The sequence below is a fragment of the Serratia sp. NCCP-200 genome (genome assembly GCF_059697885.1).
This window is the reverse complement of sequence record NZ_BAAKUJ010000003.1, coordinates 218,857-236,752: the sequence shown is the minus strand read 5'-3', so window position 1 is coordinate 236,752 and position 17,896 is coordinate 218,857. Positions and strand designations below refer to the sequence as shown.

At 52.6% G+C, this 17,896-nt stretch carries 13 protein-coding genes; 8 read left to right on the top strand and 5 right to left on the bottom strand.

The features are described 5' to 3' along the window. Positions 1-522: 522 nt before the first annotated feature. The gene (icd, locus tag AC6HVW_RS11240; protein ID WP_021804667.1) at positions 523-1,776 is read right to left on the bottom strand and encodes an NADP-dependent isocitrate dehydrogenase; all 1,254 of its coding nucleotides are present in this window, start codon (positions 1,774-1,776) and stop codon (positions 523-525) included. 140 nt (positions 1,777-1,916) lie between these two features. Here icd and rluE point away from each other — a divergent pair, with 140 nt between their 5' ends. The 5 genes from rluE to purB all read left to right on the top strand — a co-directional run bounded on the left by rluE (position 1,917) and on the right by purB (position 6,219). After that, entirely contained in the window at positions 1,917-2,543 is a 627-nt protein-coding gene (gene rluE, locus AC6HVW_RS11235; RefSeq protein WP_166734806.1) for a 23S rRNA pseudouridine(2457) synthase RluE, read from the top strand. A gap of 9 nt (positions 2,544-2,552) precedes the next feature. Then, positions 2,553-2,999, top strand: a complete 447-nt coding sequence (locus AC6HVW_RS11230) for an NUDIX hydrolase (protein WP_021178254.1) — start codon at positions 2,553-2,555, stop codon at positions 2,997-2,999. 95 nt (positions 3,000-3,094) lie between these two features. Then, positions 3,095-4,198 (top strand): tRNA 2-thiouridine(34) synthase MnmA, encoded by a 1,104-nt coding sequence (gene mnmA, locus AC6HVW_RS11225; RefSeq protein WP_021178255.1) that lies wholly within the window; start codon positions 3,095-3,097, stop codon positions 4,196-4,198. Between the two features lie 2 nt (positions 4,199-4,200). Continuing rightward, positions 4,201-4,827: a high frequency lysogenization protein HflD gene (gene hflD, locus AC6HVW_RS11220; protein WP_071680474.1), complete on the top strand. Its 627-nt coding sequence runs from the start codon at positions 4,201-4,203 to the stop codon at positions 4,825-4,827. A gap of 21 nt (positions 4,828-4,848) precedes the next feature. Continuing rightward, on the top strand, positions 4,849-6,219 hold the full coding sequence (gene purB, locus AC6HVW_RS11215; RefSeq protein ID WP_021804671.1) for an adenylosuccinate lyase: 1,371 nt from the start codon (positions 4,849-4,851) through the stop codon (positions 6,217-6,219). Between the two features lie 105 nt (positions 6,220-6,324). Here the strand turns inward: purB and AC6HVW_RS11210 are convergent, their stop codons facing one another. The 4 genes from AC6HVW_RS11210 to AC6HVW_RS11195 form a co-directional block, all read right to left on the bottom strand. Then, complete coding sequence (locus AC6HVW_RS11210) at positions 6,325-6,933, bottom strand: maltose acetyltransferase domain-containing protein (RefSeq protein ID WP_497569497.1); 609 nt, start codon at positions 6,931-6,933, stop codon at positions 6,325-6,327. 23 nt (positions 6,934-6,956) lie between these two features. Beyond that, the gene (locus AC6HVW_RS11205) at positions 6,957-8,219 is read right to left on the bottom strand and encodes an MFS transporter (RefSeq protein ID WP_166735183.1); all 1,263 of its coding nucleotides are present in this window, start codon (positions 8,217-8,219) and stop codon (positions 6,957-6,959) included. A 214-nt stretch (positions 8,220-8,433) separates the two neighbouring features. Further along, positions 8,434-11,526, bottom strand: coding sequence for a beta-galactosidase (locus tag AC6HVW_RS11200; protein ID WP_497569432.1), 3,093 nt, complete (start codon positions 11,524-11,526; stop codon positions 8,434-8,436). 141 nt (positions 11,527-11,667) lie between these two features. Then, a complete protein-coding gene (locus AC6HVW_RS11195) occupies positions 11,668-12,759 on the bottom strand; it encodes a LacI family DNA-binding transcriptional regulator (protein WP_497569431.1) in 1,092 nt (363 codons plus the stop codon). A 255-nt stretch (positions 12,760-13,014) separates the two neighbouring features. Between AC6HVW_RS11195 and ebgR the strand changes: the two genes are divergently transcribed. From ebgR to AC6HVW_RS11180, 3 genes are all read left to right on the top strand, one after another. Beyond that, entirely contained in the window at positions 13,015-13,998 is a 984-nt protein-coding gene (ebgR, locus tag AC6HVW_RS11190; protein ID WP_094981836.1) for a transcriptional regulator EbgR, read from the top strand. 345 nt (positions 13,999-14,343) lie between these two features. After that, positions 14,344-17,415: a beta-galactosidase subunit alpha gene (gene ebgA, locus AC6HVW_RS11185; RefSeq protein WP_497569430.1), complete on the top strand. Its 3,072-nt coding sequence runs from the start codon at positions 14,344-14,346 to the stop codon at positions 17,413-17,415. Positions 17,416-17,418: 3 nt separating this feature from the next. Further along, entirely contained in the window at positions 17,419-17,871 is a 453-nt protein-coding gene (locus AC6HVW_RS11180) for a beta-galactosidase subunit beta (RefSeq protein ID WP_059200577.1), read from the top strand. The last annotated feature ends 25 nt before the right edge of the window (positions 17,872-17,896 follow it).

Here is a 17,896-nt window from a genome sequence, read left to right as displayed (position 1 = left end):
CATCAGAAAATTAAAATTCATTTACGTTGTGTCAGCGACAGACAAAAAATAATTTAATCCAACCTGGGTTAGTCAATTTCGTACGACCTAAAACGTGGGGGAAAAGATTTATTGAGGGCAGTCGCGGCTACTGGTGTACCCACTCGTTGAACGCAGGTCCCCCATGAACCTTCATCACAATTGAACTTACTACTCCCTTTTTATATATCACCGAGTGAGCGACATAACGGCCATAACAGATTCGTAACCATTTTTTACCAACAGGTTTCAGTAAGCTAAACACCTGCACTCAATAATAACGATGCAAAGATTGGCAATAGCAAATAGGTATGGTTGGAATAGATTCGTCAAAATGGCAGTTCAAGTCATGCCAAAAAAAGGCGGAATATTCGAAATGCAGTTAACTGATCCGACATCGAATTCTGGCTTTTATTCATACAGTTTTGCAGAAGATTTTTTGAAGGGGAAAAAAAACAAACGGGAGCCATAAGCTCCCGTTATCACCTTACGCTTAAATCACAATTACATGTGTTTAACGATAGCGTCGCCAAACTCGCTACATTTCAGCAGTTTAGCGCCTTCCATCAGACGTTCGAAATCGTAGGTCACGGTCTTGGCAGCGATAGCGCCTTCCATGCCCTTAACGATCAGGTCAGCCGCTTCGAACCAGCCCATGTGACGCAGCATCATCTCAGCGGACAGGATGATGGAACCTGGGTTCACTTTGTCCTGGCCAGCGTATTTAGGCGCAGTACCGTGGGTGGCTTCAAACAGCGCACAGTCGGAACCGATGTTGGCACCAGGGGCGATACCGATACCACCAACCTGAGCGGCCAGGGCGTCGGAGATGTAGTCACCGTTCAGGTTCATACAGGCGATCACGTCGTATTCTGCCGGGCGCAGCAGGATTTGCTGCAGGAAGGCGTCGGCGATCACGTCTTTAACCACGATCTCTTTACCGGTGTTCGGGTTCTTGATTTTCAGCCATGGGCCGCCGTCGATCAGTTCACCACCGAACTCTTCACGTGCCAGTTCGTAGCCCCAATCCTTGAAGGCACCTTCGGTGAACTTCATGATGTTGCCTTTGTGAACCAGCGTCACTGAATCACGATCGTTGGTGATAGCATATTCGATAGCCGCACGAACCAGGCGCTTGGTGCCTTCTTCGGAACAAGGCTTAACGCCAATACCGCACTGCTCTGGGAAACGGATCTTCTTCACGCCCATTTCATCACGCAGGAATTTGATCACTTTGTCGGCTTCTGCAGAACCCGCTTTCCATTCGATACCGGCGTAGATGTCTTCGGCGTTTTCACGGAAGATCACCATATCGGTCAGCTCTGGCTGCTTAACCGGGCTTGGTGTGCCCTGGTAATAACGCACCGGGCGCAGACACACGTACAGATCGAGCTGCTGGCGTAGTGCCACGTTCAGAGAACGAATACCGCCACCCACTGGTGTAGTCAGTGGGCCTTTGATCGCTACGCGGTAGTCACGAATAAGTTCCAGTGTTTCTTCCGGCAGCCACACGTCTTTCCCGTAAACGTGGGTGGATTTTTCACCGGTATAGATTTCCATCCAGGAGATTTTACGTTCGCCGTGGTAGGCCTTTTTAACCGCTGCATCCACCACGTGGATCATGGCAGGAGTCACGTCAACGCCAATACCGTCACCTTCGATGAACGGGATGATAGGGTTATGCGGAACAACCAGTTTACCCTGGGCATCAACCGTAATCTTTTTACCTTCTGCCGGAACAACTACTTTGCTTTCCATCAACCTCTCCTTTCTGTCTTCAAGCGCAATTTTTGTTAATGCTTTGTAAGATGCGTGTCAATACTACTTGAATATTCAGCTCGCGCCAATCCGAAACGGATTAGGCTATAATGCGCTTATCATTCGAAATCTCAAAGACCATGACTAAATTCTCTGTTAAAAATCACCAAGTTAAACGATTCAGCCGCAGTAAACCCGCAGCCCGCCAGAAATCGCAGGTACCGCGGCGAGTGGTTATCTTCAACAAACCCTTTGATGTGTTACCACAGTTTACCGACGAAGCTGGCCGCGTCACCCTGAAAAAATTCATTCCTTTCAGCGATGTTTATGCCGCAGGAAGGCTCGATCGTGACAGCGAAGGCTTACTGGTGCTGACCAACGACGGCAAGCTACAGGCACAGTTAACCCAGCCTGGCAAACGCACCGGTAAGATTTACTATGTGCAGGTGGAAGGCGAACCCCAGGAGAGCGATCTGGCTGCATTGCGCCTTGGCGTGACGCTGAACGATGGGCCAACCCTGCCCGCCGGAGCGGAACGGGTTGAAGAACCAGAATGGTTATGGCCGCGCAATCCACCGATCCGGGAACGCAAGACCATCCCCACCAGTTGGCTGAAAATCACGCTCTACGAGGGCCGAAACCGCCAGGTGCGTCGCATGACGGCACATATCGGCTTCCCTACCCTGCGCCTGATTCGTTACAGTATGGGCAATCTTTCCCTGGGGAGCTTGCAACCAGGGGAATGGCAGACCGTCGATTCACTATAAGGAACCGCCATGTTTAAGCCGCACGTCACCGTTGCCTGCGTGGTTCATGCCGCCGGTAAGTTTTTGGTAGTCGAAGAAACCATCAACGGTAAAGCCCTGTGGAATCAACCGGCCGGCCATCTCGAAGCGGATGAAACGCTGGTCCAGGCCGCCGAGCGCGAACTGTGGGAAGAAACCGGCATCCGCGCCACGCCGCAGTCTTTTCTGCGGATGCATCAGTGGATCGCGCCAGACCGCACGCCGTTTCTGCGCTTCTGCTTTGTGATTGAGCTGGAGCAGCCGCTGCCCACCGAGCCGCAAGACGATGATATCGACTGCTGCCTGTGGCTGACCGCCGAGCAGATCCTGGAGGCTGAAAACCTGCGTTCACCGCTGGTGGCCGAGACGATCCGTTGTTATCAGCAACCGGAACGCTACCCGTTGTCGCTGGTTGCCAGCTTTAACTGGCCGTTTTAACGGCAAATAAGGGCCGTGCGCGCAGGCAGCCAACGTGGTAAAATCCTGCGCTTGTTTTTTATCGCACAGTACGTGTTCAAGTTCGTGAGATCCCCATGTCAGACAACAGCCAGAAAAAAGTGATCGTCGGAATGTCCGGCGGCGTCGACTCTTCCGTTACCGCCTATCTGTTACAACAACAGGGCTATCAGGTCGCTGGGTTGTTCATGAAGAACTGGGAAGAAGACGACGACGAGGAATACTGCTCGGCCGCCACTGATTTGGCCGATGCGCAAGCCGTCTGCGACAAGCTGGGCATCGAGCTGCATACGGTGAACTTCGCGGCGGAGTACTGGGACAACGTGTTCGAGCTGTTCCTTGAAGAGTACAAGGCGGGCCGTACCCCTAACCCGGATATCCTGTGCAATAAAGAAATCAAATTCAAAGCGTTCCTGGAGTTTGCGGCAGAAGATCTGGGGGCGGATTTTATCGCTACCGGTCACTATGTCCGCCGCCAGGACGTGGACGGCAAAAGCCGCCTGCTGCGCGGCGTCGACGGTAACAAAGACCAGAGCTATTTCCTGTATACCCTGAGCCACGAGCAGGTCGCGCAAAGCCTGTTCCCGGTCGGTGAGTTGGAAAAGCCAGAGGTGCGCCGCATTGCGGAGCAACTGGAACTGGTTACCGCCAAGAAAAAAGACTCTACCGGTATCTGCTTTATCGGCGAACGTAAATTCCGCGACTTCCTGGGACGCTATCTGCCAGCACAACCAGGCCCGATTGTTAGCGTCGACGGCCAAACCATCGGCGAGCACCAGGGCTTGATGTACCACACCCTCGGCCAACGCAAAGGCTTGGGCATAGGCGGTATGAAAGACAGCAGCGAAGATCCGTGGTACGTAGTGGATAAAGACGTCGCCAACAATATTCTGGTGGTCGCTCAAGGCCACGAACATCCGCGCCTGATGTCTATCGGCCTGATCGCCCAGCAGTTGCATTGGGTGGATCGCCTGCCGTTGACACAACCTCTGCGCTGTACGGTTAAAACCCGTTATCGCCAGCAGGATATTCCCTGCACCGTGACGCCGCTAGACGCCGAACGCATCGAAGTCCGCTTCGACGAGCCGGTCGCAGCCGTCACCCCAGGCCAGTCCGCCGTGTTTTATCAGGGCGATATCTGCCTGGGCGGCGGCATTATTGAACAGCGTATACAGGAGTAACCGTGGCGAAGAATTATTACGATATCACGCTGGCCATGGCCGGGATTAGCCAAGCGGCCCGTCTGGTACAGCAGTTGGCGCACGAGGGGCAAATGGATAGCGAAGCCTTCCATACCTCACTCAACAGCCTGTTGCAGATGGATCCCCCTTCTACCCTGGCGGTGTTCGGCGGCGAAGAGCGTAACCTGAAGATGGGGCTGGAAACCTTGATTGGCGTACTCAACGCCAATAACAAAGGCCCGGCCGCCGAGCTGACCCGCTACACCATCAGCCTGATGGTGCTGGAACGCAAGCTGAACGCCAACAAAACGGCGATGAATACGCTCGGCGAGCGGTTGAGCCAGTTGGAGCGTCAGTTGGCGCATTATGAACTCGGTTCAGATACCATCATCAGCGCCCTGGCCGGTATCTATGTCGATGTTGTGGCACCATTGGGGCCGCGCATCCAGGTAACAGGTTCACCCGCCATCCTGCAAAATCCGCAGGTGCAGGCCAAGGTTCGTGCCACCCTGCTCGCCGGTATCCGTGCCGCCGTGCTGTGGCAGCAGGTTGGCGGTAGCCGCCTGCAGTTAATGTTTTCCCGTAATCGTCTGCTCAAGCAGGCGCAAAATATCGTTGCTCATTGTTAAACTTCCCAGGAGTTGCTACCGATGGAATTATCCTCACTGACCGCCGTTTCCCCCATTGATGGACGCTACGGTGATAAAGTCAGCGCACTGCGCACCATTTTCAGCGAGTATGGCTTGCTGAAATTCCGCGTGCAGGTTGAAGTACGTTGGCTGCAAAAACTGGCCGCTTGCGCAGAGATCAAAGAAGTTCCCGCTTTTGACGCCGACGCAAACGCTTACCTTGATAAGATCGTCGCAGAATTCAGTGAAGAAGACGCTCAGCGCATCAAGACCATCGAGCGCACCACCAACCACGACGTTAAAGCGGTGGAATACTTCCTGAAAGAAAAAGTGGAATCAGTACCTGCTCTGCACGCCGTGTCTGAGTTTATCCACTTCGCCTGTACTTCTGAAGACATCAACAACCTGTCCCATGCGTTGATGCTGCACACTGCGCGTCAGGATGTGGTGTTGCCGCACTGGCGCAAAATCATCGAGTCCATCAAAGGGCTGGCGCTGGAATATCGTGATATTCCGCTGCTGTCACGTACCCATGGCCAACCCGCTACCCCGTCTACCGTGGGTAAAGAGTTTGCCAACGTGGCCTACCGTATGGAGCGTCAATATCGCCAGTTAGAGCGCGTTGAGATCCTCGGTAAAATCAACGGCGCAGTAGGTAACTACAATGCCCACATCGTGGCCTATCCGGAAGTGGACTGGCACCGTTTCAGCGAAGAGTTTGTCACCTCGCTGGGTGTGACCTGGAACCCGTACACCACGCAGATCGAGCCGCATGACTATATCGCCGAGCTGTTCGACTGCGTGGCGCGTTTCAACACCATCCTGATCGACTTCGACCGTGATATCTGGGGTTACATCGCCCTGAACCACTTCAAGCAAAAAACCATTGCCGGTGAGATCGGTTCTTCCACCATGCCGCACAAGGTTAACCCGATCGACTTCGAGAACTCCGAAGGCAACCTGGGCCTGGCTAACGCGGTACTGGGCCATCTGGCTAGCAAACTGCCGGTTTCCCGCTGGCAGCGTGACCTGACGGACTCTACCGTGCTGCGTAACCTGGGCGTGGGCCTGGGCTATGCGCTGATTGCCTATCAAGCCACCATGAAAGGCATCAGCAAGCTGGAAGTGAACCGCGCACACCTGCTGGACGAGTTGGATCACAACTGGGAAGTGCTAGCTGAGCCGATCCAGACCGTGATGCGCCGCTACGGTATCGAAAAGCCGTACGAGAAGTTGAAAGAGCTGACCCGTGGCAAGCGCGTAGATGCAGCCGGTATGCAAACCTTTATCGATAGCCTGGAACTGCCGGAAGACGAGAAAACCCGCCTGAAAGCCATGACGCCAGCTAACTACATTGGCCGCGCCACCACCATGGTTGACGAGCTGAAGTAAGCGTCTTCCCTTGCAGCTTTAGAGGCTCTTTAGTTACCCGCCCAAGGGCGGGTTAACTTTAACCGAGCTGAATCTGCCCCCCTATGAAATAACAAGCCCTGCCGTCTATAGTGAGCTATCTGTGAAACGCCGCCCTTTATGGTAGAAAACTCGATCGTGCTCACCGATGGGTCTTAGTACACGGCAGGGAACACCCGCAGCGACCACGTCTGCAGGTACATCCTTGGTCACCACGCTTCCTGCACCAATAACGCTGTTACGACCGATGGTGACACCAGGGTTAATGATGACCCCACTACCAATCCAGACATTATCTTCAATGGTGACGGGCAAAGAAAACTGCTGGCCGGTAATACGCACCGCAGGATCCACCGGGTGCCCCGTGGTAGATATCGTGACATTCGGCGCAATCATCACGTTGTCGCCAATCAGCACCTTACCGTCATCCACCACTACCAGATTAAAGTTGGCGTAAAAGTTTTCACCAATAGCGATCTGGCTACCATAAGCAACATGCAGTGGCGGCTCAATCCAAACGTTCTCGCCGACGCTCCCTATCAGTTGACGGATCAGCGCTTCACGTTTTTTTTGCTCTGAAGGCCGCGTATGATTGAAGTCATAAACCAACTCTTTTCCGCGCAAGCGCTCTTCTACCATCCCTTCATCCATATCCGTGTATAAACACCCGCTGGCTAACTTTTCCCGTTGCGTCATCATCGTATTATCCTTGTCGCTGACTATGCCATATCCCTTACGGCTTCTGGTTCAGGTTTAAACGCTGACAGCGGCCCACGTCCCGACAAAGTGAAGACTGATATCAGAGTAAATGTTAGCGCAATAAGCCCCAGAATAAGGTAGGTTCCGTGGAAACCGACTTTTTCATACATGTTCCCGGCAAAGACTGACATGAACATAATGGCTAATTGCTTAAAGAAACAGAAACAAACCAGATAAATAGTGGCAGAGAAACGCACCTCAAATACCGAAGTGATATATTTAAAACAGCCAACGATCAGGAACGGAATTTCAAACATATGCAAGGTTTTCAGAATAACCACTTCTACCGGTGTAGACGCAAATGAAGAGCCGATAATACGTATCGACATGATGAGCCCCGCGAGCAACAGTGCATTCTTCCCACCGATGCGATTCACAATTAGCGGGGCAAAGAACATGATTGATGCATTCAGTAACTCTCCCATCGTGGTGACATAGCCAAACACACGCGTACCTTGTTCAGTTGATGAGAAGAAGGAGGTGAAGAAGTTGGCGAATTGCTGATCAAACACATCATAGGTACAGGAAACGCCTACCACATACAGGGCTAAAAACCACAGTTTAGAGTCTTTCAGTAATTCGAACGCCAAGCGTAAATTAAACGGCTTACTGTTAGCGCCCAATTTGTCAGCAACCTCGGCGGAACTACCGGCTTCAGGCTTGGCGATAAGTAGCAGGATCGCCAAGATCACGGCACAGCCAGAACCGAGCCAGAATACAAATTCGTTGTTGATGGTGAACATAATGCCGACTACCGAGGCACACAACGCCCAGCCCACACAGCCAAATAAGCGTGCTCGGCCAAATTCAAACGCGCTGCGGCGGCTTACCTTCTCAATATACGCCTCAATGGCTGGTGCACCCCCGTTATAAATAAAACCAAGGTAAATCCCGCCAGCAATGGAACCCAAGACAATATTAGTGCGTAATAGCGGACCGAAAACATAGATAAAGAACGGTGCGAATAATATCAGCATCCCCGTAATTATCCACAGCAAGTGTTTTCTTAACCCCAGTTTATCTGACAGCAGGCCAAATATCGGCTGAAACAGTAATGAGAAGAAGGATATGCTGGCAAAGATAATACCGGTATCGCTTTTACTGACCTGATTGATGTCATGCAACCAGATAGGGAAGAATGGGAAGTAGGCCCCCATGATGAAGAAATAGAAGAAGAAAAACAGCCCAAACATCCAGAAGTTGGTATTTTTTAAATAGTACATGCGAACTCCTTGTGCAAAACCCAAGCGCGTTTGAGTCCATACTCAGGTACGCGATATTATTTATATATTCATCAGGTAGGATGATGGATGTTTTTCTGTATTATAAAAAGTCGGGTTGTAGGGAGGTGCTAAACCCACTACTCCAGTCACATAGATAACCCTGTGACTGGAGTAAACAAGTGCGACCAAGAATCCATCCCATGATAAATAAGTATTATTCACCGTACTGCCAAACCAGCTTGTAGTTATAGTGCTCAGCATCCAAGATAAAATCCGGGCTCACACTCGGGCTCCATGAGTCATCGCCGCCGACCCCCATGTGGAAACCATCTATATTGACCCAAACCCCCTGCTCCGGGCGCAACAAATGGTTATGCGAGGTATCCGCTAATTGTTGCTGACTATATTGGCTGAGGCCAAAGTGGAAATCCCCCTGCCACTGCCAACGACCAAATTTCAGTTGGCGAGTATTGCAACGCAATCCATTCTCCGTAGGGAAAATGTATGGCGTATGTAGCTCAGAAAGCGGTAACGTCCACCGCCCAAGCTGAGCGGAAAGCTGGCGGTCAGGGTAGTTTTCGTGTGGGCCTAAGCCCAGCCACGTTGCGTGTTCGGCAACCTCCGCCAACTGGCAGCTCAAGCCAATCCGCGCCGGTGCTGGAATTCCGTAGGCTACATCAACATTGACATCAATCTGCAGTTTACCCTGGCAGTCGATCAAATAGGTCTTGTGGCTGATGAACATGATGCTGTTTTGGTAGGCATAAGCATGGGTCGTGCGGATCTGCACGCCTTGCGAAATCGAATCGGCTTCACATTGCAGTAAGCGCGTTTCTAGCGCGTACATACCCGCTCTCTTCCAACGTTCTACCCATGCATTAGGATCGATGTGAGCGGCATCGCTCACACCAATGTCATTATCAAGCGGTGCACGGGTAAAGTTGTCGCGTAACGGCGTCAACAGAGCGGCGTTTTCATCCTGCCACCACTGCTCAAGCAAACCGGTTTGCCGATTGAACTGCCAGCGCTGTGTATCCCACTCAATGCTGAAAGCGTCATTATGCTCGTTTAACCGAGGTGACTGCGCCTGAACGCCATTGTGATCGATTGGTAAGGTTAATGGTCGAGGTAAACGCCACTGGTCCCAGGCACAACGATGATGCTCTTCAGACCATGCTGTTGCCTTGATTTGGCGAACCTCCACGTTCAACCACAGTTCACCGCTCTCTTTCAGTTCGGGAATATCACCCAATACGATTTTCTGTGTCCCCTGCGCCGCTAATGACAGTTCAGCCTCGCCCCGTGCAATAGCTTTCCCGTCCAAGGCTACATTCCAATAAAGCCGCTCGTTATCGCTGGTACGGAATAAATACTCACTGTTCACTTCAATCGTTAACGGCTGCTGTTCGAGCAGTTGGAACTGGAAAAACTGCTGGGCACGCTGCGCTTCAAACAGTGCCGGGTGCGGGCTGCGATCGGGGAATACCAGCCCGTTCAGACAAAATTGGCGGTCGTTAGGCGTATCACCGAAGTCGCCGCCGTAGGCCCAATAGGTTTGGCCGCTGTCATCTGTGCGATTCAGTGCCTGATCGACCCAGTCCCAGACAAAGCCCCCCTGGAGTCGCGGATGTTTACGAAAAGCCTGCCAGTAGCGATCAAAGCCACCAAAGCTGTTACCCATCGCATGAGCATACTCACACAGGATCAGTGGGCGGTTTTCATCGGGCATGCCGATCCACTTCTTGATCGACCATTTGGGTACTGCCGGGAAAGGCTGATCCTGATCGACGCGGGCATACATGGGGCACACAATATCCGTTGCCGCCGAATTGGCACCACCGCCTTCATATTGCACCGGACGAGTAGGATCCTGGCTTTTCACCCAGCGATAAAGCGCATCATGGTTGCTGCCGTGGCCGGACTCGTTGCCCAGAGACCAGATGATGATGCAGGCATGGTTGCGATCGCGTTGTACCATGCGCGTAACACGCTCGCTCATGGCAGGCAGCCAGAGCGGATCGTTCGACAGCCGGTTCATCGGCTGCATGCCATGCGTTTCAATGTTCGCCTCATCCACGACGTACAGGCCGTAGCGATCGCACAGCTTGTACCACAGCGGGTGGTTCGGATAATGGGAACAGCGCACGGCATTAAAATTATGCTGCTTCATCAGCAGGATATCCTGACGCATGGTGGCTTCATCCATGACCTGACCCTGCTCAGGATGGTGCTCATGGCGGTTGGTGCCACGTATTAATAGCGGCTGTCCGTTAAGCTTCAGTAAGCCGTTGCTGATTTCAACCTGGCGGAAACCCACGTCATAGGCTTCAGCCTCCACCAGTTCACCCGTTGGGGAGAGCAACTTGACCACGGCACGATACAGTGCCGGGTTCTCCGCACTCCACAAGGCGGGTTGATCCACCGGCAGGCGCAGGGTCGTACGCTCATCATAAGCGCCGCGCTCATCGATGATCTCGCTGCCAAAGGCCTGCGTTTGTTCGCCGATCAGGGCATCTTCACGCCACAGTTGCACCTGCACCCGGTGTTGTTGTGGCTGATGAGCTCGCACCTCTACCACCAGTTCCCCTCGGCGGAAACTGTCGCTTAATGGCGTGGTAATAGAGATATCGCTCAGATGAGTGGCGGGTTTATGCAACAGGCTGACATCGCGGAAAATCCCGCTCATGCGCCACATATCCTGATCTTCCAGATAACTGCCGTCGCACCAGCGTAATACCATCACCGCCAGCCGGTTTGCCCCTGGAACCAAAACGTCGCTGAGATCGAATTCAGCAGGTAAACGGCTGTCTTGTGAATAACCAACCCAGTGACCATTGCACCACAGATAAAACGCAGAATTGACACCGTCGAAAATAATCCGGGTCTGTCCCTGCGCTAGCCATCCCTCATCGACATTGAATGTGAGCGAATAACATCCTGTAGGGTTTTCTACCGGGACGAAAGGCGGATTAACCGGGATCGGATAGGTAACGTTGGTGTAAATCGGTGCATCGTAGCCAGCCAATTGCCAGTTTGACGGCACCTGTATTTCATCAGCGTTGTCTAGGTCGCTCTGTAGCCAGGTCTCCGGCACCCGTTCTGGCTGACTAAAATAGCTAAACTTCCAGGTGCCATTTAACGAAGCAGACTGAGTTGAAGCCCTATCTTCTTTTGCATCTTGCTCATTGCGCCAACTTTGAAATGGCGGATGCGCGGGTAGGCGACGGTATTGCGTACAGGCAGGATTTTCCCAGTCTCGACGAGATAAAACAGCGCTGAGTGATTTCCCTGTTTGAGATGAGTTCATGCTTCCCCTCTAAATGTTATACGCTCACAATTAACAATAAAATGAACAATGCGCGTAGGGGTGTAAAGCAAATATACTTGGGAAAGCGAGGTCGGTCACAAATTAAGCTCAGGGATCGCAACCGATCCCTGACGTTAGCGGCTATTTGCCCTCAAGCGCGGAGATTTGACGTGCGATACGCAGCAACTCCTGAGACAACGATTGCAGCGATACCTTATCCTGATTTATAGCCGCCGTTGTATGCCTTTGCACCAGACTAGTCGTCAGACGCAAAGAACCGGCATGAGGCACATGTCGATCTTCCAGACACTGAACCAGGCGTTTAACGCTTTCCTGCCCTAACATTCGAAAGTCCTGCTTAATGGTGGTCAGCGGTGGGTAATAAAAAGCACTGTCTTCAGTATCATCGTACCCCACTACCGACATTTGCACCGGAATGTGCAACCCATACTCCTGCAGCGCACGCAGCACGCCTAACGCCATTTGATCGTTAGCAACCAATATCGCCGTAGGGTGTTTTGGCAAGCTCAGGATCTGCCCGGCAAGCTGATAACCGGAAGCCGCACTCCAATCGCCATGGAGCACCGAACAAGGCTTCAGCTGATGCTCTGCTAAGGTCGTCAGCCACCCCTGATAGCGCAAACGCGCCGAAATCGAGACCAGCGGCCCGGTAATCAGTGCTATATCACGATGCCCAAGAGCAACGACATGTTCTACCCCTTGACGAGCCCCCTCATAGGGATCAAACAGAATGCTGGAGACATCAGAATCAGGGTCGACGTCCAAAAACAGCGCAGGCACCTCGCCACAAACTTGTTCAATTGCGTGAGAATCTTCAGCGCAGAGCGAAACATTAATCAGCAATCCATCTACCCTTTGCGACAACAGCTCATTTATCGCAGTACGACAGGCATGAACGCTAAGATCTTCCACCATGGAAATCACCACGTTAAATCCCATCTGGTTTGCCTGCGTTTTAATTGCCGACGCGATTTGAGAAGGTGCGTGCAGAGCTAGTTCTGTAGTTGCCAGCCCCAGGCTAAAACTCTGTTTACCTGCAAGCTGTTGTGCTACGCGGTTTGGTACGTAATTCAACGCAGCCATGGCTTGCTCGACCTTCGCGCGGGTTTTACCCGAAACGTGTTCAGCACGATTTAATACCCGCGACACGGTTTGGTACGACACTCCAGCATACTCGGCGACGTCATTCAGCGTGACAGATTTAGGCTTCATACGGTTTCTCGCGTCGATTAATGCAAAGAAATCAAGCTAATGAGTATCAATCATAGCAGTTTAAAAAGCTATCCAACCAGGTATTATTGACAGTACGGCCTGAAGGTATTGATTTCAGGCCTTCGTCCCCAAAAAGCGTGGCCCCATTCATCCCACAACCCTTATTTTTTACTAAAAACTGATGAAAGTTCGTCGACATCACTTACAATGCCAGATAACGAAGTTTGCCGTTCAGGCTGTGAGATAAGGATAGATATGGCAACGCTAAAAGATATCGCGGCCGAAGCGGGCGTTTCATTGGCGACGGTCTCCCGGGTTTTGAATGACGATCCTACGCTCAACGTCAAAGAAGAGACCAAGCATCGCATTCTGGAAATTGCCGAAAAGCTGGAATACAAGACCAGCAGTGCCAAAAAGCATCTGACTAACGCGGTAGTACAGCACCACGTGCTGGCGCTATACAGCTATAAGCAAGAGATGGAAATCAACGATCCTTATTACCTTTCCATCCGTCACGGCATCGAAACCCAGTGCGAGAGGCTGGGGATTGAACTCACTAACTGCTACAAAAATAACCAGCTACCGGACCTGAAGAAGATCACCGGCGTACTGATCGTCAGCAAACCCACGCCTGAGACCCTGCGTAAGGCAGCGGCGTTAACCGACAACATCTGCTTTATTGATTTTAACGAGCCCGGTTCCGAATACGACTCGGTGGATATCGATCTGGCAAGGATCAGCAAAGAGATCATCGACTTCTTTATTGAGCACGGGGCCAAACGCATCGGTTTTATCGGCGGAGCCGATGAGCCGAATAAAGCGGATATCCGCGAAGCGGCCTTTGTAGAATATGGGCGGCTGAAAGGCGTGGTCCGTGAGCAAGATATCTACCGTGGTGACTTCTCTAGCGCCTCCGGTTATGAGTTGGCGAAAAAAATGCTGGCTACCGCGGATTATCCTACCGCGCTGTTTGTCGCCTCAGACTCCATTGCCATTGGGGTGCTGCGCAGCATTCATGAGTTGGGGTTGAAAATCCCACAGGACATCGCCCTGATCAGCGTGAACGATATCCCGACCGCGCGTTTTACCTTCCCCCCGCTTTCTACCGTGCGTATCCACTCGGAAATGATGGGGATCCAAGGGGTCAACCTGCTGCTGGAGAAGTTCCGTGATGGCCGCGCCCTGCCGCTGCAGGTCTACGTGCCAAGCAAGTTAAAGCTGCGTGAAACCACCAAGTAACTGACCGCTCAAGTCTCACCATGTTGGGGCGCCGCATGCTGCGCCCGTTAAAGCACTAATCCCGCATCCAAACGCCCTGTTATTAGTAAAAAACACTAATAATTACGGGCTTTTTTACCTCAAAACCCACCAATTTAGGCCACTTCTCTCCGCCTACCACACCAATCAGCCATTTCTTTAACCCGATCACAGATCCACCAGCGCAATGAACATAAAGCGTGATCGAGTTAAAGCAAAACAAATTATCGGCTACTTTTTAGTAAATGTTTTACTAAAATCATTCCAAGCATTGACGCATTCCATGCCAAGACTGCGGCCTACAGCATTCAGACCAGGAGAGATGACGTGAATAATTGGGAAAACTTTCAACACCTGCATGAGAACCGAATGGCACCCCGCGCCTACTTCTTCTCATATGACTCACTCAAGCGTGCCCAAACCTTTCAGCGCGCCCTCAGCAGCCACTTTATGGCGCTCAGCGGCCAATGGAGCTTTAACTACTTCACCAACCCGCTGCTGGTGCCCGAAGACTTTTATTCACAAAGGATGACTGACTGGGGCCAGATCACGGTGCCCAACATGTGGCAAATGGAAGGCCATGGCATTCTGCAGTATACCGACGAAGGCTTCCCCTTCCCGATCGATGTGCCTTTCGTCCCCAAAGACAACCCAACCGGTGCTTACCAACGTAGCTTTACGCTGAGCGAACAGTGGAACGGGAAGCAGACCATCATCAAATTTGATGGGGTTGAGACCTATTTTGAAGTGTACGTTAACGGCCAATATGTGGGCTTTAGCAAGGGTAGCCGCCTGGCCGCCGAATTTGATATCTCCGGTTACGTGCGCTCAGGGGAAAACCTGCTGGCCGTGCGTGTCATGCAGTGGGCGGATTCGACCTACATTGAAGACCAGGATATGTGGTGGACGGCCGGCATCTTCCGCGATGTCTATCTGGTAGGCAAAGAGCCGGTTCACGTGCAGGATCTGACCGTTCGCACCGATTTTGCCGCCGACTACCAAAGCGCGACCCTGTCTTGCGTACTGGAGATCGAAAACCTATCGGGGACACCGCTAGCGGACTACGTGATTGAATATGCCCTGTTTGATAACGATAACCTGCTGGTACAGCAGAGTCTCGGCGCACAAACCCAAACCCATTTTGCTATCAATCTGGCAAATCCAATCCAGTGGTCAGCGGAAAACCCTTATCTCTATCAGCTGTTTATCACGCTTAAAGACCAAAGCGGCACCGTGCTGGAGGTGATACCTCAACGCGTCGGGTTCCGCGATATCAAGGTGCGTGATGGCCTGTTCTACATCAACAACCAGTATGTGATGCTGCACGGCGTCAACCGCCATGATAACGACCATCTGAAAGGCCGTGCGGTAGGCATGGATCGCGTCGAAAAAGATCTGATCCTGATGAAACAGCACAATATCAACTCGGTACGTACCGCCCATTACCCTAACGACCCGCGCTTTTATGAACTGTGCGACATTTACGGGCTGTTCGTCATGGCCGAAACCGACGTCGAAACCCACGGTTTTGCCAACGTGGGCGATCTGAGCCGCATCACCAACGATCCGGCCTGGGAAACGGTATTCGTCGATCGCATCGTGCGTCACGTTCACGCGCAAAAGAACCATCCGTCGATCGTGATGTGGTCGTTGGGCAATGAGTCCGGCTACGGTTGCAACATCCACGCGATGTACCACGCCACCAAGGCCATCGATGATACCCGCCTGGTACATTATGAAGAAGACCGCGACGCCGAGGTGGTGGATATCATCTCCACCATGTATACCCGCGCGCCATTGATGAATGAGTTTGGTGAACACCCGCACGCCAAACCACGCATCATCTGTGAATACGCGCACGCCATGGGCAATGGCCCCGGCGGCCTGACGGAATATCAGAACGTGTTTTACCAGCACGATCATATTCAGGGCCACTACGTTTGGGAATGGTGCGATCACGGCATTCTGGCGCACGATGAGCAAGGCCAGGCGTTTTACAAATACGGTGGCGACTTCGGCGACTATCCGAACAACTACAACTTCTGCATGGACGGGTTGATCTTCCCGGATCAAACGCCTGGGCCGGGCCTGAAGGAATACAAGCAGGTTATTGCGCCAGTGAAAATCCGCGCGCTTGAGGCTCGCCTTGGCACCTTCCTGGTTGAAAACAAGCTGTGGTTTACCAATCTGGATGACTACACCCTCACCGCCGAGATCCGCGCAGAAGGGGAAACGCTGGCAACGCGGTCTCTGCGGCTGAAAGATCTGGCGGCCAACTCTTCACGGGAGATCCGCCTTGAGCTGCCTGCACTGGATGAGCGCGAAGCCTTTGTGAACTTCACCGTGCGCAAGAACTCCAGCACCCTATACAGCCCGGCCAATCACGACATCGCGGTGTACCAGTTCCAGCTCAAAGAGAACACGGCGCAGGCAGAAACCTATATCAACCTCAACGCCCTGCCACTGCGAGTAGCGGAAAGCCGCCTGGCGTACAGCATCAGCGGCCAGGACTTTACGCTGACCTTCTCCAAGGTGAACGGCAAGCTGACCTCCTGGATGAGCAATGGGGAAGAAATCATCGCCTCTGCTCCGGCATTAAGCTTCTTCAAACCGATGATCGATAACCATAAACAGGAGTATCAGGGCCTGTGGGAACCCGCTCATCTGCAAATCATGCAAGAGCACTTCCGTACATTGGACGTCGTTCAGGCCGATGGCCGCGTTGAAATCACCGTCACCAGCATCATCGCCCCGCCGGTCTTCGACTTCGGCATGCGCTGCTGCTACCGCTACCAGATCAATGCCGAAGGCCAGCTCAACGTGGAACTCAGCGGCAAGCGTTATGGCGATTACCCGTACGTGATCCCGGCCATCGGGCTGGATGTCGGCATTAACGGCGGCTTTGAACGGGTGAACTACTACGGTCGCGGCCCGGAGGAAAACTATCAGGACAGCCAGCAGGCCAACCTGATCGATATCTACCAGACCACGGTGGCCGAGATGTTTGAACACTATCCGTTCCCACAAAACAACGGTAACCGCCAGCATGTGCGCTGGGCAGCGCTCACCAATCGCCACGGTACCGGCCTGCTGGTCAAACCGCAGCAACCGATCAACTTCAGCGCCTGGGAGTACACCAGCCAGAACCTGCATCAGGCGCAGCACACCAATGAGCTGCAACCAAGCGGTTATATCACCCTCAACCTCGATCACCAGGTGATGGGCCTGGGTTCCAACTCCTGGGGTAGCGAAGTCCTCGACTCCTACCGAGTTTATATGGCGCCCTTCCGCTATGGCCTGACCCTGATCCCGCTGCAAGCCGGTGACGTCAGCGCCCAGGCGCTGGCCAATCATGACTTTGCCAACGACTTCTTCACTCCAACCACCAACGAGGCCTGATCCATGCACGTATTAGACAACCTGGAGCAATTCAAAGTGGTTTACCGTGACGGCCGTAAATGGAACCGTTGTGTGGAAGCCATTGACAATATTGCCAATATCAAAGACGGCGTGATGCACTCCATCGGCGATACGCTGGTCTATATGATTGAAGACGGCGTCACCCGTAATCGCTCGACCTTTGAAGGCAATCGTCGTTATTTCACCATCCATTACTACCTCGAGGGCGGCGAAACGGTAGAGTTCGCGAAAAAATCCACCCTTTCCCCCGTTGAGGCCTACCGCGATGAAACCGACCGCGAATATCTGCAAGGTACCGGGCAAACCTGTGAGTTACGTGCCGGGCAACTGGCGATTTTTGACAACCAGGAAGCCTACCGCTTCCACGGCGATAACCGGGTAAGAAAAGTGGTGCTGCGGGTCACCATTGAGGATGGCTACATGTTGAACAAGTGATCCTGCTGGCTATGAAACGAAGCGG